Origin of the sequence: Flavobacterium sp. N2820 (genome assembly GCF_025947285.1) — a bacterium.
Lineage (GTDB): Bacteria > Bacteroidota > Bacteroidia > Flavobacteriales > Flavobacteriaceae > Flavobacterium.
In genome coordinates this window covers 2501719-2520998 of the sequence record NZ_CP110008.1, presented here as the reverse complement: position 1 = coordinate 2520998, position 19280 = coordinate 2501719, and the positions used below count along the sequence as shown (strand labels likewise).

At 32.3% G+C, this 19280-nt stretch carries 25 protein-coding genes; 9 read left to right on the top strand and 16 right to left on the bottom strand.

Annotation, left to right across the window (positions count from 1 at the left end; all coding sequences use genetic code 11):
- Positions 1 to 11: 11 nt before the first annotated feature.
- From atpH to OLM52_RS11785, 12 genes are all read right to left on the bottom strand, one after another.
- The gene (gene atpH, locus OLM52_RS11840; protein WP_264548716.1) at positions 12 to 545 is read right to left on the bottom strand and encodes an ATP synthase F1 subunit delta; all 534 of its coding nucleotides are present in this window, start codon (positions 543 to 545) and stop codon (positions 12 to 14) included.
- 4 nt (positions 546 to 549) lie between these two features.
- A complete protein-coding gene (locus tag OLM52_RS11835) occupies positions 550 to 1050 on the bottom strand; it encodes a F0F1 ATP synthase subunit B (RefSeq protein WP_264548715.1) in 501 nt (166 codons plus the stop codon).
- Between the two features lie 90 nt (positions 1051 to 1140).
- The gene (gene atpE / locus OLM52_RS11830) at positions 1141 to 1329 is read right to left on the bottom strand and encodes an ATP synthase F0 subunit C (protein ID WP_111566383.1); all 189 of its coding nucleotides are present in this window, start codon (positions 1327 to 1329) and stop codon (positions 1141 to 1143) included.
- 36 nt (positions 1330 to 1365) lie between these two features.
- Entirely contained in the window at positions 1366 to 2508 is a 1143-nt protein-coding gene (gene atpB / locus OLM52_RS11825; RefSeq protein ID WP_264548714.1) for a F0F1 ATP synthase subunit A, read from the bottom strand.
- A gap of 117 nt (positions 2509 to 2625) precedes the next feature.
- Complete coding sequence (locus OLM52_RS11820; RefSeq protein WP_264548713.1) at positions 2626 to 3003, bottom strand: hypothetical protein; 378 nt, start codon at positions 3001 to 3003, stop codon at positions 2626 to 2628.
- A 2-nt stretch (positions 3004 to 3005) separates the two neighbouring features.
- On the bottom strand, positions 3006 to 3227 hold the full coding sequence (locus OLM52_RS11815; protein WP_264548712.1) for an AtpZ/AtpI family protein: 222 nt from the start codon (positions 3225 to 3227) through the stop codon (positions 3006 to 3008).
- A 33-nt stretch (positions 3228 to 3260) separates the two neighbouring features.
- Positions 3261 to 3614, bottom strand: a complete 354-nt coding sequence (locus OLM52_RS11810; RefSeq protein ID WP_264548711.1) for a bactofilin family protein — start codon at positions 3612 to 3614, stop codon at positions 3261 to 3263.
- 17 nt (positions 3615 to 3631) lie between these two features.
- Positions 3632 to 6268 (bottom strand): tetratricopeptide repeat protein, encoded by a 2637-nt coding sequence (locus OLM52_RS11805; RefSeq protein ID WP_264548710.1) that lies wholly within the window; start codon positions 6266 to 6268, stop codon positions 3632 to 3634.
- A gap of 106 nt (positions 6269 to 6374) precedes the next feature.
- Complete coding sequence (locus tag OLM52_RS11800) at positions 6375 to 7040, bottom strand: aspartate kinase (RefSeq protein ID WP_264548709.1); 666 nt, start codon at positions 7038 to 7040, stop codon at positions 6375 to 6377.
- 71 nt (positions 7041 to 7111) lie between these two features.
- Positions 7112 to 7471: a YraN family protein gene (locus OLM52_RS11795; protein ID WP_264548708.1), complete on the bottom strand. Its 360-nt coding sequence runs from the start codon at positions 7469 to 7471 to the stop codon at positions 7112 to 7114.
- A gap of 40 nt (positions 7472 to 7511) precedes the next feature.
- Positions 7512 to 8474: a S66 peptidase family protein gene (locus OLM52_RS11790; RefSeq protein WP_264548707.1), complete on the bottom strand. Its 963-nt coding sequence runs from the start codon at positions 8472 to 8474 to the stop codon at positions 7512 to 7514.
- Between the two features lie 4 nt (positions 8475 to 8478).
- The gene (locus OLM52_RS11785) at positions 8479 to 9117 is read right to left on the bottom strand and encodes a hypothetical protein (protein ID WP_264548706.1); all 639 of its coding nucleotides are present in this window, start codon (positions 9115 to 9117) and stop codon (positions 8479 to 8481) included.
- A gap of 87 nt (positions 9118 to 9204) precedes the next feature.
- Here OLM52_RS11785 and metG point away from each other — a divergent pair, with 87 nt between their 5' ends.
- The 3 genes from metG (at position 9205) to OLM52_RS11770 (ending at position 12643) form a co-directional block, all read left to right on the top strand.
- Positions 9205 to 11262, top strand: coding sequence for a methionine--tRNA ligase (metG, locus tag OLM52_RS11780; RefSeq protein WP_264550547.1), 2058 nt, complete (start codon positions 9205 to 9207; stop codon positions 11260 to 11262).
- Positions 11263 to 11336: 74 nt separating this feature from the next.
- Entirely contained in the window at positions 11337 to 12023 is a 687-nt protein-coding gene (locus OLM52_RS11775) for an HAD family hydrolase (protein WP_264548705.1), read from the top strand.
- The gene (locus OLM52_RS11770; RefSeq protein ID WP_264548704.1) at positions 12020 to 12643 is read left to right on the top strand and encodes a chloramphenicol acetyltransferase; all 624 of its coding nucleotides are present in this window, start codon (positions 12020 to 12022) and stop codon (positions 12641 to 12643) included. Before OLM52_RS11775 ends, OLM52_RS11770 begins: the two co-directional genes overlap by 4 nt.
- Positions 12644 to 12672: 29 nt before the next feature.
- On the opposite strand, the gene OLM52_RS11765 is transcribed toward OLM52_RS11770, so the two are convergent.
- The 4 genes from OLM52_RS11765 to OLM52_RS11750 form a co-directional block, all read right to left on the bottom strand.
- Complete coding sequence (locus tag OLM52_RS11765) at positions 12673 to 13113, bottom strand: HRDC domain-containing protein (RefSeq protein ID WP_264548703.1); 441 nt, start codon at positions 13111 to 13113, stop codon at positions 12673 to 12675.
- 4 nt (positions 13114 to 13117) lie between these two features.
- Entirely contained in the window at positions 13118 to 13441 is a 324-nt protein-coding gene (locus tag OLM52_RS11760) for a single-stranded DNA-binding protein (RefSeq protein WP_264548702.1), read from the bottom strand.
- 72 nt (positions 13442 to 13513) lie between these two features.
- Positions 13514 to 13834, bottom strand: coding sequence for a single-stranded DNA-binding protein (locus OLM52_RS11755; RefSeq protein ID WP_264548701.1), 321 nt, complete (start codon positions 13832 to 13834; stop codon positions 13514 to 13516).
- 78 nt (positions 13835 to 13912) lie between these two features.
- Positions 13913 to 14281, bottom strand: coding sequence for a four helix bundle protein (locus OLM52_RS11750; protein WP_264548700.1), 369 nt, complete (start codon positions 14279 to 14281; stop codon positions 13913 to 13915).
- A 186-nt stretch (positions 14282 to 14467) separates the two neighbouring features.
- Here OLM52_RS11750 and OLM52_RS11745 point away from each other — a divergent pair, with 186 nt between their 5' ends.
- From OLM52_RS11745 to OLM52_RS11720, 6 genes are read left to right on the top strand one after another with little or no spacing between them, the layout of a single operon-like run.
- Positions 14468 to 15994 (top strand): carbon-nitrogen hydrolase family protein, encoded by a 1527-nt coding sequence (locus tag OLM52_RS11745; protein ID WP_264548699.1) that lies wholly within the window; start codon positions 14468 to 14470, stop codon positions 15992 to 15994.
- Positions 15995 to 16480, top strand: a complete 486-nt coding sequence (locus OLM52_RS11740; protein WP_264548698.1) for a DUF6265 family protein — start codon at positions 15995 to 15997, stop codon at positions 16478 to 16480.
- Positions 16481 to 16483: 3 nt separating this feature from the next.
- Positions 16484 to 16834, top strand: coding sequence for a hypothetical protein (locus tag OLM52_RS11735; RefSeq protein WP_113987668.1), 351 nt, complete (start codon positions 16484 to 16486; stop codon positions 16832 to 16834).
- Between the two features lie 8 nt (positions 16835 to 16842).
- The gene (locus OLM52_RS11730; protein WP_264548697.1) at positions 16843 to 17490 is read left to right on the top strand and encodes a hypothetical protein; all 648 of its coding nucleotides are present in this window, start codon (positions 16843 to 16845) and stop codon (positions 17488 to 17490) included.
- On the top strand, positions 17490 to 18326 hold the full coding sequence (locus OLM52_RS11725) for an SDR family oxidoreductase (protein WP_264548696.1): 837 nt from the start codon (positions 17490 to 17492) through the stop codon (positions 18324 to 18326). The genes OLM52_RS11730 and OLM52_RS11725 overlap by 1 nt, the downstream gene beginning before the upstream one ends.
- Before the next feature lie 2 nt (positions 18327 to 18328).
- Positions 18329 to 19252 (top strand): DMT family transporter, encoded by a 924-nt coding sequence (locus tag OLM52_RS11720; RefSeq protein ID WP_264548695.1) that lies wholly within the window; start codon positions 18329 to 18331, stop codon positions 19250 to 19252.
- Positions 19253 to 19280 lie beyond the last annotated feature (28 nt).

Here is a 19280-nt window from a genome sequence, read left to right as displayed (position 1 = left end):
TTAATGGTATATTAATTACTAAACTCTCTTTTTAAATTTTGCAATCTGCTTGCAACAGATGCATTGTATTGTTTGTCGCCCATTCTTAAAATAAATCCTCCAATGATAGCAGGATCTACAATGTTTTGAATGGTAATATTTTTATTTGAAAACGATGCAATTTTTGCCAATACTTTAGCTTCTAACTCAGGCGTAATTGGGAAAGCGGTAGTTACCTTTGCAATCTCAATTCCGTTAAGTTCATCGTATAAAGAATTGAACTGTAAAGCAACATCGTTTAATAATTCAAATCTTTTGTTTACTAAAAGCAATTGAAATAATCCTTTTGTCTCTTTTTGAGCAGAAGCAAAAATTTCGTTTAAAGAAGAAAATTTAATTTCACCTTTAACTATTGGACTTTGCAAGAAATCTTTTAATTCAGCGCTGTCTTTAATTGCGTTTACAATTGAAGTCATGTCAGAATTTACAGCTTGTGTGCTGTTGTTTACTTGGGCAATGTCCAAAATGGCTTTAGCGTATCGAATTGCTGCTCTAGTTCCTGCCATGATATTAGTTTAATTTAGCGTCACCTAACATTTTCTCAACCAATTTAGTTTGAGCTTCTTTGTTAGATAATTCTCCTTTTATTAATGTCTCAGCAATTTCTAATGACAAAGAAGAAACTTGATTTTTCAATTCTGCCATAGCTGCATTTTTCTCACTTTCGATTGAAGCTTTTGCCGATTCAATCATTTTTTCGCCTTGAGCTTGTGCTTCAGATTTAGCATCAGCAATCATTTTTTCTTTGATTTCTCTTGCTTCTTTCATCATCAAGTCTCTTTCAGCTCTTGCTTCAGCTAATAATTTTTCATTATCAGACTTCAAGTTCTGCATATCTTTCTTAGCGTTTTCAGCTGCTAATAAAGCGTTAGAGATTCCTTCCTCACGAGCTACAATTGAATTCATGATAGGTTTCCATGCAAATTTAACCATTAGTAAAATTAATACTAATAAGATAATTGCTTGCCAGAAAAATAGTCCGAATGAAAAATCGTTAATTAATTTCTCCATGTTTTGAAAAATATATGTTTAAATAGTACTTTCTTTTTTAAAAGCAGTACCTGTAACCAACCGTTACAGATACTGTTTTTTCTTTCTTTATTATTTTCCTAAGATTAAAGCAGCGAATGCTAAACCTTCTAATAAAGCAGCGATAATAATCATCGCTGTTTGAATTTTACCAGCAGCTTCTGGCTGACGTGCGATAGCGTCCATTGCAGAACCACCAATTTTTCCTAAACCTAAACCTGCACCGATTACTACTAAACCAGCTCCAATTAAATTGTACATAATAATTGATTTATAAAATTAAACAATACTCAAATTTTAATGATGATCGTCATGATGATGATCTTGAACTGCCATACCAATAAATAATGAAGACAACATTGTAAAGATAAAAGCTTGTAGGAATGCTACTAAAACTTCGATAATTGAAATGAACAATGTTAATCCTAATGATATAGGTAAGTCAGCTGCTAAATTTTTTCCAACAAAAATCATTGCAATTAAACTCATGATTACAACGTGACCCGCCGTAATGTTTGCAAACAAACGAATTAATAATGCGAATGGTTTTGTTAATGTTCCTAAAATTTCAATTGGCATTAAGATAATCTTCATTGGAACAGGAACACCTGGCATCCAAAAAATGTGTTTCCAATAATCTTTATTAGCACTAAATTGTGTAATAAAATAAGTAAACAACGCCAAACAAATAGTTACTGCAATGTTACCTGTAACGTTGATTCCTAGTGGAGTCATTCCAAGTAAATTTAATAACCAAATTAAGAAAAACACAGTTAATAAATAACCCATGAATTTTCTATATTTTTTCTCACCAATATTAGGAATAGCAATTTCGTCTCTAATGAATAAGATAAGAGGCTCTAACACTCTACCAAACCCAGTTGGAATTGGTCCTTTTTTATAAGATTTAGCTAAACCAATAAACATGAACAACAACAAGATTGAAGTAAACAACATTGAAAACACATTTTTCGTAATTGAAAAATCTAATGGTTTTGCATTTGTTGGATGATGATGCTCGTCATAATTAATAGTTCCTACAGCATCTGTTTTGTAAATTTTTCCGTGGTATAATTTGTAGAAATTTCCATCAACTTCAGCAACCGTTTCTCCGTGGTGAAATTTAGAAGATGAAAATACCTTTAAACCATTGTCAATTAAAATAACCGGCAATGAAAACCCATAATGCTTACCTTCTTTTTCATCTGAGAAAAAAGTAAAATCGTGAGAATCTTGCAAGTGATGTTGAATGTAAGCATCTACTTTAGCTTTTTTGTCCTGAGGCTCAGCTGTTTCTCCATGATTAGCTTCAGCAGCACCATGAACTTCATGCGCTTCTTTTTTAACTGAATCATTAGAAACATTAGCAAAACTAATTAAAGGCAATATCGCGATTGCGATTGCTGCTATTACATGAAGTGGTTTTCTTGAAATCACCATATTGATTATATTCTAAAATTTTGGTCTTAAAAATTTTTGCAAAAGTACAACTTTAATTAATATTCCAAGTTTCAAAAATATTTTTTTTTGAATATTTAATGATTTTTTTGCCTTAAATTACTTTTTGTTTAGCAATCTTATTGTAAAATAGACATCTAGGCTTAAAAAAAACAGAAAAGTGATAAAAAAATTAACTTTGTTTGTTTCAAGCATTGACTTATTCTGAAATAAATATTCGGTAGCAAAAAAATAACTAATTCCTACTTTTAATGTTGACAATCCTAAAAAAGCAAAACCTAATTGTTCTTTAGCGGTTTCATAAATTTTAATCATTGCTAATAAAATTACCAATGTCATTATAAATTGTAAAGCAAATGACATTAAAAAAGGTATTATGTCAATTTTATTTAAAAAAGTAACTATTCCAAAATGAATTAGAAAAAAAACGATTGAAATTAATATAGCTTGAACAGTTACGGGTAATTTTTTTAACATCTTTACTTTTTATTATTTAATTGATTTACTTGCTTGATTACATTATAAAGTGCAACAAAAACACCAAAAAGTGTAATTCCTTTTAGAAAATAACCTTCAGGATTTGGATATTTTTTATCCAACCAACTACCAAGATATGAAAAGCCAAAAATAATCAATCCCATTTGAAATGGGATATTAATTAGTGCCAACCACTTGTTGGATTGTTTTTTATTGGATTCCATTATTTGTTTTGTTTGGATTCGTTGAATTCGAAATTAAGAACTTCTCATTTCACAGCTTGCTTCAAATTTTGCTCCAGGCTCAACTGCTAATTTACCCACTATTACTTCTCCTGTTATGTGTGCCTTTGATTTAACATTTAACATCCCTTCAGCAATAAGTTTTCCAGAGAATTTTCCTTCAATGTCGATACTTTTACAGGTAATATCACCCATTACTTGTCCGGTTGGTCCAATTACTATTTTTCCTTCAGAAGTAAAGTTTCCAGTGAGTTTTCCATCTAATCTAAAATCAGCAAAAGTTGTAATATCTCCATTTATAGAAGTTCCTTCAACAATTCTGTTTGTTTTTCCTAATAAATGATCTTGGTTTTTAACTTTATCAAACATTTTATGAGGTTTTGGGATTATTGTTTATTCAACAAAAGCCATTCTTCAAATTTTTTCTTCATTTGAACAATCTTGTAATCTTCGGTTGAAATAATGTAGGCTTGGTCTTTAATTTTATAATTTTTATGTTCTTTTAAAACCGACAAAACTGCGTTTGCAGATTCTTTTGAACTAAATCCATGAATTACTATAAAATTATCTGAAATCAAATAGATATCATCTGAAGATTTTAGCAATACTGCATTAGCATCTTTAAGGTATTTTTCGATTTTATCGGTTAGATTTTTTACGTCTTTATCCAACGGAAATTTCTTTGGAAAAATAATTTTCCATTCCATTGCTTCGCTTTTGCCAAAATCTAAAGCTTCTAATTTTGGAATATCGGTTTTTAACAAACTTTCTGCTTGTTTTCCTTCTTCTATATTTGGATAGGTTAATGCTACAAAGTTTAATGCTTTTTTGTATTCGTCTAACCCTTGTAGTCTTCCAATAACTTTAGCTTTTAACAATTCGAATTTAGCAACCGATTCTTCGCCTGTAAATCGATTAATCATTTCGTCAATTTCGGAAGAAACTTCTCTTATTTGATTGTTTTCGAATTTCTTGTACACATTGTAATATACTGCTTCTGGATTGGTTTCATCAGCAATTTCAATGGTTGGGTTTTTAACAATTTCGGCATATCGACTTGTTGGATATTCGGTCAATATTTGTTGCTTCATCAATTCAGCCTTAGCTGGAGAAATGATTTGATAAATCTTATACAAATTATATTTTGCAGGAAGAATTAAACGTTCTTCGGGATTGTTTTTTAATAATTGTTCTAAGCGAGAAGCTGCCAATTCATTTTCTCTGAATTTTTCCTTGTAAATAAGTCCTAATTGATAATACGCGAAATTTCTATCCTTAGCTAAACTATCCAATAATTTTTTATCGGATGGGATTTGTTTTAAATAAAAGTCAACAGTGTAAAATGGATTTGAAACTGTTTCTTCTTTCTTCTCATCAACTACATCTTCATCTGTTCCTTCGTCTTCGTCTGCATTGATGTTTGCATTATTTCCTTTTAAATTAGACCATTTCCAATTGTCTTTTAGTTCGCGTTTCCCCCATTTACTTACGAATTCTTTCTTTCCATATTCGACAGTAACTGGATTGTAGAAATAAAAAGTGCTGTTATCAACACCGCCCATCATTCCTGGTGGCATATTCGAAGGCATAGTGTTAACTTTTGAAACAGTTGCATTATCTTTTCCACCCAAAATAGCAGGATTTGAAGTTGCTTTTTGACTTGCTAACAAATTGGCTTCTTTTTCAGCTTTTTCGGCCGCTAATTTTGCTTTTTTCTCGTCTTCGATTTTTAATTTAGCGATGTATTTTTCGTAATATTGATTTCTATCCGAATCGTTCATCGCAACAACTGATAAAATACTATCGTTTTGTTGTGCAATGGTTTCATATTTAATTACATCGTCCAGATTGATTCTTTTCTTTTTGATTCTTCTAAATTCTCTTGTTCGATCATCTAATCGAATTAATGTACTGTCATAATATTGCCCAGCCGTTTTATATTTTGCCTCACGAAAATATATTTCTCCAATATTTCTATAATTTGAAGAAATTAAATAATTATCTTGAGTAATAGATTTGATAGACTTATTATAATATTTTTCAGCTACTCTATTCTTTCCTTGCTTGTCATAAAAAAGGCCCATTTGATGATTCAAAATATCCAAATAAGGTCTATTTTCTCTGTCTTCTAATAAATTTTTGAATTTTTCTACGAATGCTAACGTATCCCCATTTTTGTAATCAAATTGTTGTGCTTGTTTGGCATGTGCTTGAATTACATATCTGCGTGGCGATTTTCTATTCATTTGAATTACATCCTCAAAAGCGACAAATGCACTATCTTGATAATTCATGCTTTCATACAATTGCCCCAATATGAATGAATATCTTGCTTTTTCTTCGTTATTTGCAGTGGTTTCTTTAGCAATTTTTAGGGTTGCAATAGCGCTATCCTTAGCCTGAATGTTCATGTAAGCTTGTGTTAACATGGCATTTGCATCCGCTAAATCTTGACCCGAAATTTTTTTATCTTCTAAAAGTTTTTTCAGATTCTTAATCGCAACTTCATCATTATCTAAGCGAATATTTACTTTTTCACGCCACACTTTTGCATGATAAATTCGGTCACTTAATGGATATTTATATAAAATGTAATTTAATGCTTCTAATGAAGGAATGAAACGATTATCATAATAACGTGATTTGGCTAATAGCAAATATGCCTCATCCATTTGCGGATTTTTTTCAGTACCTGCAATGTTCATTGAGTGCTTTTGAATAGCTTTAACAGCCTTTTCTTCGGCACGTTCAAAACTCGGATTTTTGCTTTGTCCTGGTAATAAAGCATCTTCATTTTTAGGCATTCTTTCTATAGGAAGAATTTCCCAAAAATTATCTTGATAGGTTGCTTTTAAATCTACTAAGCCCTTATCTAAGGCCAGATTTCCGTTATATAACACATTGTATTCAGTAGTTACAGCGTGAAAATTTCGATTAATAAACTTATCTTTTTTAACAGAACAAGCTATTAAAAAAAGAAGAAAACCAATCGATAAATAGTATTTTAATATGTTGCTTTTCAATGTAAAACGTTTTTGTTCTTAAACTACTAAAACTTGTTTTTAGTATGTATAGAGTGGTAAAAATACGTTTCTTTTTTTGATGTGAAAAAAAATAAACTACTTTTTGTTAATCAAATACATTTTTTAAGTCTTTTATGACTTTGAAAGCTACATCTATTTGTTCGTCACTTACAATAACTGTAAATTCATTTGTAGTAGAAATTACTTCATGAATAATTACTCCTTCCCAAGCTAGTCGCTGAAAAATATAATAATATACACCCGGAGTTGATATGTTTTCTTGAGGCAATTTAACCGTAATTGATGATAAATTATCTATCTTATGTGTTAATTTCTCCCCTTTAAATAAAGCATCTATAATAGGTGCAACTGAAGCACTGGTAACTATATTTGTTTCATTTACACCTCGCGATGAAGTGTAAAAAATATCTTGAAGTTTATTAATCTCTGGTAATAATTTTGCTTGGTTATCTAACAATGTATCCGAAATTACAAACGTATAATCTGTTAATGAGGAGCGCACAGTTATTTCACCAATATTTTTTAAAACTTTAGAAATCTTATAATTAATTTTAAAATCTAATTCTTCAGAAAGTCTTTTTAACGACATTACAACAGCTCCTTGCTTTACGTCTTTTCCTAAATGCGCCTCTAGTTCAGGCATCATTATTCTTGCCAATGATGTTAAATTGATAATTCCTTGCGACAGTGAACTCAATAAAAAGGGTTTGGATTTAATGTACTGTTCTACTACTGATGAGATAGTTTTCATTGTGATTTGTAGGTTATGTAGTTATTTGCTGCAAATATACAAACTAAAAACAAATTGTTATAAATATAACATTAAAAATAATAAAACGCCTCCTCTATGTGTTCTAATACAAAACCCTCATTTTCTTTGTGAATTGCTACAATATCAAATCGAACTTCAACCTCTAAATCATTTTGGGTAACATATTCATTTATAGCTTTTACCAATAATTGAATTTTTTTAGGCTTTACAAATTCTTGTGGCAATCCAAAATCTAAACTTGAACGTGTTTTCACTTCTACAACCGCTAAAATTGTTTCTTTTTGAGCAATAATATCAATTTCAGCTTTATCAAAAGTCCAATTGGTTTCTAAGATTTCGTAGCCATTTTTTTCTAAAAAATCAACTGCTAATTCTTCTCCAAGTTTACCTAAATCGTTGTGTTCTGCCATTTTTCAATGTGTCAATTTTCAATGTGTCGATGTGCCAATTTTAATGAAATTGAAGTTTTACTTCTTTATCATTCACTTCAAAATCTACTTGTTTTCCTAATATCAAAGTTCGGTTGTCTTTTTGATGACCCGCTGGGAATTCAAATGCAATTGGAATTTTAAATTCTTTAGCAATTTCAGTTATAATTTGCACTTCATTTTGTCCAAAAGGAATTTCATTATCGTGCATGTCGGCCATACTTCCTACAATAATTCCTTTTACATTTTCGAAATAACCATTGCGTTTCAAATTGTACATCATTCTATCGATGTGGTACAAATATTCATCCAAATCTTCAATGAAAAGGATTTTTCCTTTCGTATCAATCGATGATTTTGAACCCAATAAACTATATAAAATAGAAATGTTTCCGCCTACTAATTCGCCCGAAGCTTTTCCTTTTACATCATACGATTTAGACGGAATGGTGTACGAAATAGCTTCTCCAAAAAGTGCTTTTCGTAAGGTTTCTTTCACTTCTTCAGGTGCTTTTGGAACTGTAAATGGCATAATAGAATGCAATGTTGCAACGCGATCTACATTCAATTGACTGTGCAAAACCGTTACATCAGAGAATCCCATAATCCATTTGGGATGCTTTTTGAATTTGGTAAAATCCAACGAATCTATTATTCGAACCGTTCCATAACCACCGCGTGCGCACCAAATTGCTTTGATGTTGTCGTCGTCCATCATTTCTTGAAAATCGGCTATTCGTTCAGCATCAGTTCCGCCTAATTGACAACTATCTAAACCTATAGTTCTGCCTAATTTAGCTTTCAATCCCCAAGATGCTAATAATTCAATAGCGGGTTTAGCTTCATCTGGAGAAAATTTACGAGCGGTACAAACAATAGCAACTGTGTCGCCTTTTTTAAGATAAGGTGGAATTTTCATTTTCTTTTGTGCATAATTTTGAAACGAAATTACTAATAAAAATGATATCAATATTTTCTGTACCATAAAATTAATAGTTTTTGTGCCAACCAAATCCATAAGTAACCGCCAAACCAAGGTAATCATTTTTTGCAAAGTTACCTGTAATTTTAAAGCCAATACTCCTGCCAAAACTAACTCTTCTTGATCCAATTGGAATTAATCCATAATAGGCTCTAAATCGAGATTTCTCTGCTTTAAACCATTTGACATTTAGTTCTATTGGAATGCCAAAATAATCCTGATTTAATTTTTCATAATACTCATCAACTCTTTTATAATATACTCTGTCTGTATGCGAAACCCCAGAAGAAATACTAAATGAAACATTCTCTTTCACCCATCTCTTACCATACAAAAGTGCATATTCTTGTTGCGTTTCCTTCCTGTCAGAAAAAGGTAAAATAAGGGTAGGAGCTAGCAAAGTATAATTATCATAAATCCCTAACAAACCTGAAAATCTTGCAGTTAAAAAATCTTTGTCATTGAATTGATAATTCAAATTATAACCCAATAACCATAGGCCTCCATTATCACTTCCTGCTCCACCAAAATAAAATTCAGAAAAAAGTATAGGATTACTTTTATTTCTAATTTTACTAACAATTGAATCTTGTCCAAACGAATTTAGATGAAATAAAAATAATAGCAGAACAGCTTTAAATTTCATAGTTTTATTTCAAAAATAAACAAAAAGAAATAATTCTTCGTTAATTAGTAGTTAATGAATTATTTTTGCATCAAATTTTATGATGATATGTTAGAAAATCCAAAAAGATATACGATTACAGCGGCTTTACCCTATACAAATGGACCCATTCACATTGGGCATTTAGCGGGTGTTTATGTTCCTTCCGATATTTATGCAAGATATTTGCGTTTGCAAGGGAAAGATGTGGCCTTCATTTGCGGAAGTGATGAGCACGGTGTAGCGATTTCTATGAAAGCTAAAAAAGAAGGCATTACGCCTCAACAAGTAATTGATAAATATGACGGAATTATTCGTCAATCGTTTTTAGATTTCGGCATTTCTTTTGATAATTATTCGAGAACTTCTTCGGAGATTCATCATAAAACCGCATCAGAATTTTTCAAAAAATTATACGATAACGGCGATTTCATCGAAGAAACAACCGAACAATTATACGATGCGAAAGCGGACCAATTCTTAGCAGATCGTTTCGTAACTGGAATTTGTCCAAAATGCGACAATCCAGAAGCATATGGCGATCAATGTGAAAAATGTGGTTCGACTTTAAATGCAACCGATTTAATTAATCCAAAATCAACTATTACAGGCGAAACTCCGATTTTAAAATCAACCAAACACTGGTTTTTGCCTTTAAATCGTTACGAATCGTTCTTAAGAGAATGGATTTTGGAAGGTCATAAAAACGATTGGAAACCAAATGTGTACGGACAAGTAAAATCGTGGGTTGATGGTGGTTTAGAACCAAGAGCTGTAACGCGTGATTTGGATTGGGGAATTGATGTTCCTGTAGAAGGTGCGGAAGGAAAAAAATTGTACGTTTGGTTTGATGCGCCAATTGGCTACATTTCTTCAACCAAAGAATGGGCGGCTCGCGAAGGTAAAGATTGGGAACCGTATTGGAAAGATGCCGATACAAAATTGGTTCACTTCATTGGAAAAGATAATATTGTTTTCCATTGCATCATTTTCCCAGCGATGTTAAAAGCAGAAGGAAGTTATATTTTACCTGATAATGTTCCGGCAAATGAATTTTTAAATTTAGAAGGAAACAAATTATCGACTTCTAAAAACTGGGCGGTTTGGTTGCACGAATATTTACAAGATTTCCCAGAAAAACAAGATTCGTTGCGTTATGCATTAACGGCAAATGCTCCAGAAACCAAAGATAACGACTTCACTTGGAAAGATTTTCAAGCAAGAAATAATAATGAATTAGCTGCGATTTTTGGAAATTTCATCAATCGTGTCGTGGTGCTAACCAATAAATATTACGACGGAATTGTTCCAGCTCCGAACGAATTTTCTGAAGTTGACGAGCAAACATTAGCCGAGTTAAAAGCGTATCCTGCCGTAATTTCAAGTTCAATTGAACGTTACAGATTTAGAGAAGCTTTAGGCGAATTAATGAACGTAGCCCGTTTAGGAAACAAATATTTAGCGGATGAAGAACCATGGAAAATGGTGAAAGAAAATCCGGCTAGGGTGCAAACACAAATGTATGTAGCATTACAAATTGCTGCTGCATTAGCCGTTTTATCGGAACCATTTTTACCTTTTACGGCTAAAAAATTATCAAATATTTTAAAAATCGGTACTTTAGGTTGGAACGATGTAACTACTAAAACAGATTTAATACCAGCAGGACATCAAATTGGTCAAGCCGAAATTTTGTTTGCCCAAATTGAAGATGCCGAAATCCAAAAACAATTAGACAAATTAGAAGCAACTAAAACGGCCAATAAAGTGGAAAATGCAAAAGCTGAACCGCAAAAAGAAACGGCTTCATTTGAAGATTTTGCCAAAATAGATTTACGAATCGGGACGATTATCGAGGCAGAAAAAATGCCAAAAGCCAACAAACTCTTAGTTTTAAAAGTAGACACTGGAATTGATGTTAGAACCATCGTTTCTGGAATTGCCGAGCATTTTACACCGGAAGAAGTCATTGGAAAACGCGTAACTGTTTTAGTAAACTTAGCACCAAGAGCATTACGCGGTGTGGAAAGTGAAGGAATGTTGTTATTGACGAATAATGCAGAAGGTAAATTGGTTTTCGTAAATCCAGATGCGGAAGGTGTGATTAATGGCGCGATGATTTCTTAATAAAACATAAACACAGATTTCACAGATGAACACAAATTGAAAAAATCAGTGGAATCTGTGTTAAATAAAATAATATGACTCCAAAAATAATCGCTTTCGACGCCGACGATACTTTATGGCACAACGAACCTTATTTCGATGAGGCCCAAGAACGCTTTTGTGTTTTGTTTCAAGATTATGCTTCGAGTCAGGAAATTTTGGGATTGATTTTGAATCATCAAATTAAGAATTTACCACTGTATGGTTTCGGAATCAAAGCATTTACATTGTCAATGATTGAATCGGCTTTGGAATTGACCAATCATAAAATTTCGGGACAAAATATTCAAAAAGTGATTCAAATTGGGAAAGATTTACTGCAAAAACCAGTCGAATTATTACCCAACGTTACTGAAGTTTTAGAACAATTAAAAGGCAGTCATAAATTAATTGTAGCTACAAAAGGCGATTTAAAAGACCAACACCGCAAATTGCACGATTCAGGAATTGGTGCTTACTTTCATCATATTGAAGTCATGAGCGACAAAGCCGAATTGGATTATGAAAAAATGTTAGGTCGTTTAGATTGTAAAGCCGAAGATTTTCTAATGATTGGAAATTCATTAAAATCAGACGTTTTACCTGTTTTAAATATTGGCGGACATGCGATTCACATTCCGTATCACACGACTTGGGAATACGAGAAAATTGATTTTGAAATTGAGCACGATAATTTCAAATCGTTTACCAATATTACGGAAATTTTACCCTTACTAAAATGAAGCAGAAAATAGACCTCTCTACTTGGAATCGAAAAGAACATTTTGAATTTTTCTGTACTTTCGAAGAACCTTTTTTTGGGATTACTACACCTATAGACATGACTATTGCTTATGAAAAAGCGAAAGCCATGCAAATTCCGTTTTTTGTTTATTATTTACACAAAACGATTGCTGCTGTAAACCACGTGGAAAATTTCAGGTATCGAATTCAAGGAAATGATGTGGTGCTTTATGACGAAATTGACGCTTCTTCTACCATTATGCGCGAAGACAAAACGTTTGGTTTTTCGTTTATGAAATTTCATTCCGATTTGCATGAATTTGCTAAAATTGTGCAAACTGAAATTGAAAGAATTCAAATAACTCCTGGACTTTTTACTAGAGAATTTCCTGAAAATATTATTCATTTTTCTGCCGTTCCTTGGATCAATTTCACAGGATTAACACATTCTAGAAATTTTAGTATTCCAGATAGTTGCCCAAAAGTTTCTTTTGGAAAATTGATGACTGAAAATGATAAAAAAACAATGTCTATGACGGTTTTAGCGCATCATGGTTTGGTTGATGGTTATCACATGGGATTATTTGTTGAAGCTTTACAAACAGAATTAAATAAATAAACCACCGACAAAAGTCGATGGTCCATCCATTAAACAGCATTCAAAATTGCTAAAATATCTTCTCCAAATCGCTCCGATTTTTGTTTTCCGAAACCTTTAATCTGCTGCAATTCATCTAAGTTACTTGGCTTATATAGCGCTAAATCTATTAATTCTGAATTGTGACAAATCATGTATTTTTTCAATTTCAAAGCCTCTGATTTTTCGTTTCTCCACTGATTCAAATAACCATAAACTTGTTTGTCTTTTGGGTTTAAATCTTCGTAAGATTTTTGTTCAAATCGTTCTAGTTTTTGTTGTTCCAAAGTTTCATAATGAACAATAACCGACCAATGCGCTTCTTTTCCTTCAACAAATTGTGTGCTCGATTTCTTAAACGTTACCGTATTCAAAAAAGCATTCAATTGCTGTTGATCATACTCCAAAAACGCGTTATCCAAACGGATTGAAAATACGCAAACTTGCATCATCAACTTATTTACTGATTAATAAAATTTCATTAGCAATTACTTCTGTAATGAAGCGCTTGTTTCCGTCTTTGTCGTCGTAACTTCTGTGGGTTAGTTTGCCTTCAATAGCAATTTCTTTGCCTTTGGTTACAAATCTTTCAATGATATCCGCCGTTTTGCCCCAAGCGGTAACTCGGTGCCATTGCGTTTGTTCTACTTTGTCACCGTTTTCACGATAATAGACTTCATTAGTAGCTATTGAAATATTAGCTAATTTTTTTCCTCCTTCAAGATTTTTGATTTCTGGTTCTTGTCCAACATGTCCGATTAATTGTACTGAATTCTTCATGGCGTATAAAATTTAATATTTGTGTTTATAAAAATGTTTAGTATTTAAAAATGTCCTTGATTTTGAACTTGCTTATTTACTTAATAAAACCAATTCATTCGCAACCACTTCTGTGATATAACGTTTGTTTCCGTCTTTATCGTCGTAACTTCTGTGGGTTAGTTTACCTTCGATGGCAACGTGACTTCCTTTGGTTACTAATTTTTCGATTATGTCTACTGTTTTTCCCCAAGCGGAAACGCGGTGCCATTCGGTTTGTTCAACTTTTTCACCTTTGGCGTTAGTGTAATTTTCATTCGTAGCGATAGTGAAGTTTGCTACTCTTCCAGATTCTAATGTTTTGATTTCTGGCTCTTGACCTACATGTCCGATTAATTGTACTCTGTTTTTCATGGCGTTTAAATATTTAATGTTAATAATTATGTTACTTTTTTAGTCGCAGTCGCAGTGTTCAGTCACAGGTGTTTAATTTTATAATTTACAACCAAATCTTGTTGGATTTAAAATCATATAATTAATTATTTTACCAATTTCTTCGGATTTTACAACCATATCAATATGTTGTTCCTTTGATAAATAATTACATTCTAAAGCAAAATCTAACCAAACGGAAGTTTCAGAATTTTCACCATCAGAATCAGTAAGCTTACTTATAAAATGATTTATATATCTTCTTTTTCTGTAAGCTTCCGCGATATTGGCACATACACTTCTTGATGACCTTCTAATTTGATCCGTTAGTGCATATTTTTCATCTTTTGGAAACGAGTCTGATACTTTTTTAATTTCCATAGCTAATGAAAAAGCTTTTTGATAGACTAATAATTCTTTGAAATCCATTCTATTAATTTTTCTGAAAACTGTGACTGAAAACTGTGACTAATAATTCGTTCATTTCGACAGTGCAAAGATGTGGCGAGAAAAAAAGGTTATTCGGTATTTAGCTATTTACTTTCGGTTGTAAATATTTGTAAGCGTTTGTAAATGGGAATTATTTTCGCTATATTTGTTGAAAATCAATGTTATATGCCAAATTTAATTAACAAAGTAGAATTACGAAACCTTCAAATCGAAGATTACAAAGAATTAAAAAAATCCATGATTGAATCCTATCCTGAAATGGTAAATTCATATTGGAAAGAAGATCATATTGAAAAATTATTAGCTTTATTTCCTGAAGGTCAACTTGTAATTGTAGCTGACGGAGTTGTGGTTGGTTCAGCATTATCCATTTTAGTTACGGAAGATTTTGCATTTAAAACCAAAAATTACAAAACCATTACAGGAAATTATACGTTTTCAACTCACAATCCTAAAGGAGAAGTTTTATACGGAATTGACGTTTTTATCAATCCAAAATATAGAGGATTGCGATTGGGAAGAAGATTATACGATTCGCGAAAAGAATTGTGCGAGCAATTGAACTTAAAATCCATCATTTTTGCAGGAAGAATTCCGAACTATGGAAAATATGCATCCGAAATTAATCCGAAACAATACATTCATAAAGTAAAGCGTAAAGAAATTTATGATCCTGTTTTATCATTTCAGTTGAGTAATGATTTTCACGAAGTTCGTGTGCTAAAAAATTATTTAGAAGGCGACATAGAATCGCAAGAGTATGCGGTTTTATTAGAATGGAATAACGTTTATTATGAAGACAATCCTAGATTAATTAATACTGAAAAAAGTATTGTTCGATTGGGATTAATTCAGTGGCAAATGCGTTCGTTAGGAAATTTAGAAGCACTTTTTGAACAAACCGAATTTTTTGTAGATACCGTTTCTGGTTACGGAAGCGACTTTGCACTGTTTCCAGAACTATTCATTGCGCCTTTAATGGCAGATTTCAATCACCTTTCTGAAGCCGAAGCCATCAAAGAATTGGCAAGACACACCGATGCTATTCGAAAGAAAATGCAAGAATTTGCTATTTCTTACAACATCAATATCATTACGGGAAGTATGCCGTATTTAGAAGACGGACACGTGTATAACGTAGGATTTTTATGCCGAAGAGATGGAACACAAGAGATGTATCGTAAAATTCACATCACGCCTAACGAAATTTTCCATTGGGGAATTACAGGTGGTGATAGTATTCAAACTTTTGACACTGATTGTGGGAAAATTGGAATTGTAATTTGTTATGATGTAGAGTTTCCGGAACTTTCTCGTTTAATGGCTGATCAAGGAATGAATATTTTGTTTGTTCCCTTTTTAACCGATACGCAAAATGGTTATACACGCGTAAAACATTGTGCACAAGCGCGTGCTATTGAAAATGAATGTTATGTTGCCATTGCGGGTTGTGTTGGTAATTTACCAAAAGTAAACAACATGGACATTCAGTATGCACAAGCGGCGGTTTTTACGCCTTCTGATTTTGCTTTTCCGAGTAATGGAATTAAAGCCGAAGCTACGCCAAACACCGAAATGACGCTAATTGTAGACGTTGACATTAATTTATTAAAAGAATTACATGAACATGGTAGCGTTAGAACCATGAAAGATCGTAGACATGATTTGTATCAACTTAAAAAAATAAAATAGATGAAAACCTTTCTTTTTTTACTACTTTTTGTTTTAGGAAACACTTTTAGTAACGCACAAAACACTCTGAATTATAACGATGAAAAAGGTTCGCCAAAAGCCACTTTACAAGATGTAAAATGGATTGTCGGGAATTGGACAGGCGAAGCATTAGGTGGTATTTGTCAAGAAACTTGGAGCGAACCCATAGGAAATTCGATGATGTTTAATTTTAAATTAGTCGTAGACGGAAAAGTTGTTTTTTATGAATTGGGACACATTATTGAAAAAGACAAAACGCTATTATTACAACTCAAACACTTTGACGGCGAATTGAAAGGCTGGGAAAAACCAGAAGTCAGTGAAAACTTTGAATTGGTAAAAGTGACACCAACGCATGTGTATTTCGATAAATTTACGTTTGAGAAAATTTCGGATAACGAAATCAATCTTTATGTGGTTTTTGAAGATAGTGGAAATGAAATGAAGTTTAATTTCAAGAAGTAAACCATGAGTAAAACCTGCTTAGAATGTGGCGATAAAATCATTGGTCGCGAAGATAAAAAGTTTTGTTCGGATGGCTGCCGCAATGCATACAACAACAAAATGAACAAAGATCAGAACAATCTGATGCGCAACATTAACAACAAATTGCGTAAAAATTACCGCATTTTGTGTGAACTCAATCCAGAGGACAAAGGAAAAACTACGAAAACCAAATTACTTAGTAAAGGTTTCGATTTTGAGTTTTTTACAAGCATGTTACAAACCAAAACGGGTAACACCTATTTCTTTTTGTACGACCAAGGCTATCGTGCTTTGGAAGATGATTTTTATATGTTGGTGAAGAAAGATAGTTAAGAAAATAGATGAAAGAAAAAAGAAAAAAGATTTCATTTAGAGAAGAAATAACTATTTCTAAGCTAAGACTTTGGGGTGGATTTATAGTTAGCACTCTCTTAAGTTTTTCGGGATATCTATTTTTTACTTGCTTAAGAGATTTATATAGATTGTTTTCGTTAACAGAAGATTTTGAGTATTTAAAATTTAGTTCTGAAGAATTACAGTTTTATAATTTATTTTATGCATTTCTTGGTTTACTAATTGGTTTACATTTTTACTTAAAAATCTCATTTGATACAAATAAACAATTTTTAAGCAAAGATATTCTGTTCAAAAAAAGCAAAACAATAAATAACCAAAACTCCTTAATTTGGTATTTCTTGTCTTTTTTTTCAAAAGTTAGTTTTATATATGGCGGATTTATAATGAGTAGTTTTGGTCTTGAAAAAAACTACAATCTAAATTTATTCAATCATATTAATTTTTACAGAGAATATAAACTCTTATTTTTACTAATTATTTTAGTTCTTTTATCACAATCTTTGATGACACCAATGATTACTTTTAAAACTAAAATCAAAATAGTACTTCTTATTATTTTATTTGCATTTCTATTTTCACAATTTAATTTAATTGACGTAGAAACTTTAATAACTAAAATGAAATCACAGTAATGAATCAAAAAATCTCCATACTCGGCTGCGGTTGGCTTGGTTTGCCATTAGCTAAATCATTGCTTTCAAAAGGACACGAAATAAAAGGTTCAACCACTTCGGAAAGTAAATTAGAAATGTTAAAAAATGCTGGAATTTTGCCTTTCCAAATTCAGCTGGAAGAACATCAAATCATTGGAAATATTGAAGATTTTCTGAAGGAAACGCATGTTTTAGTGATTGATATTCCGCCAGGATTGAGAAGAGAGTTCTCGACTTCGCTCGAAATGACATTCGTAAATAAAGTAAAAACGTTGATTCCGTTTATTGAAAAATCAGGTATTCAGAAAGTTGTTTTTGTGAGTTCGACTTCAGTTTATGGTGATGGTTTCCCAATTGTTGAAATTACAGAAGAAACACAACCAAATCCAGATACCGAAAGTGGGAAACAATTAGTCATTGCCGAAACACTTTTACAATCGAACTCATATTTCAAAACTACCGTAATTCGTTTTGGTGGTTTACTTGGCGATGATCGTCATCCTGTGAAATTTTTAGTAGGAAGAACGAATGTGGAAAATCCTGATGCGCCTGTGAATATGATTCAGAGGGAAGATTGTATTGGAATTATAGAAAAGTCTCTCGACTTCGCTCGAGATGACAATTGGGAATGGAACCAAACGTTCAACGCTGTCGCACCTCAGCATCCAACACGTAAATCATATTATCACAAAAAAGCTGAACTATTCAATTTGCCATTGCCTACCTTTGCCGAAAATTCGGAATCGAAGGGTAAAATTATTTCTAGTAAAAAAGTGGAAACCATTTTAGGCTATTCGTTCCAAAAAGAAATTTAGTAATGGCGTATTTTAGCGTATTTCACAATTACATCCAACAAAAGAAAAATGCGATTGGGTTGCCCATTTTAGCACTAATTTGGATTAGTTTTTTCTGGGGAACTACTTGGATTGCTTCCAAAGAAGGTGTCAAGCACATGCCGCCAATGCAATTAGTAGCACTTCGTCAACTTTTTGGTGGATTGTTGTATCTTCTTTATTTCTTAGTCAAAAAACATCCTTGGCCAAACAAACGTCAATGGAGAAATATTCTTGTTTTAAGTGTTTTGAATTTCATGCTGAGTAACGGTTTGAGCACTTGGGGTGTGAAATACATTTCAAGTGGTTTGGGTGCCATTATTGGTTCTATTTTTCCGCTTTGGATTGTAATTATCAGTTTGTTTCGCGGACAAAAAACGTCTTGGAAAGCTGTTGTAGGTTTAATTGTCGCTTTTGGCGGCATTTGTGTGATTTTCTACGATTACCTCAACGATTTCTTACAACCTGAATTCCGATTTGGAATTTTACTTTCGGTTATTGCTACGTTCACTTGGGCATTATCATCGATTTACATTAAAGAAAATAAGACGAATTTCAATCCCTATTTTAGTTTAGGATTACAAATGTTAATTTCGAGCGTTGTGATTTCGAGTGTAATTGGATTTAATGGTACTTCGATTCCGTTGACTGAAATTCCAGCGATTTCTTGGTGGTCGATTGGGTATTTAGTCGTTTTTGGTTCAGTGTTAACGTTTATTGCCTTTATTTATGCATTGGAAAATCTGCCAACCGAAATTAGTAGTTTGTATGCGTACATTAATCCGATGGTGGCGTTGTTTTTTGGTTATTTGTTATTTAATGAACCTTTAACCACAGCGATTATCATTGGTGGAACAATAACCATTATTGGCCTTTATTTAGTGAATCGAGCAATTAAGAAGAAATAAAAAATCCCACCTAAAAGATGGGATTTGA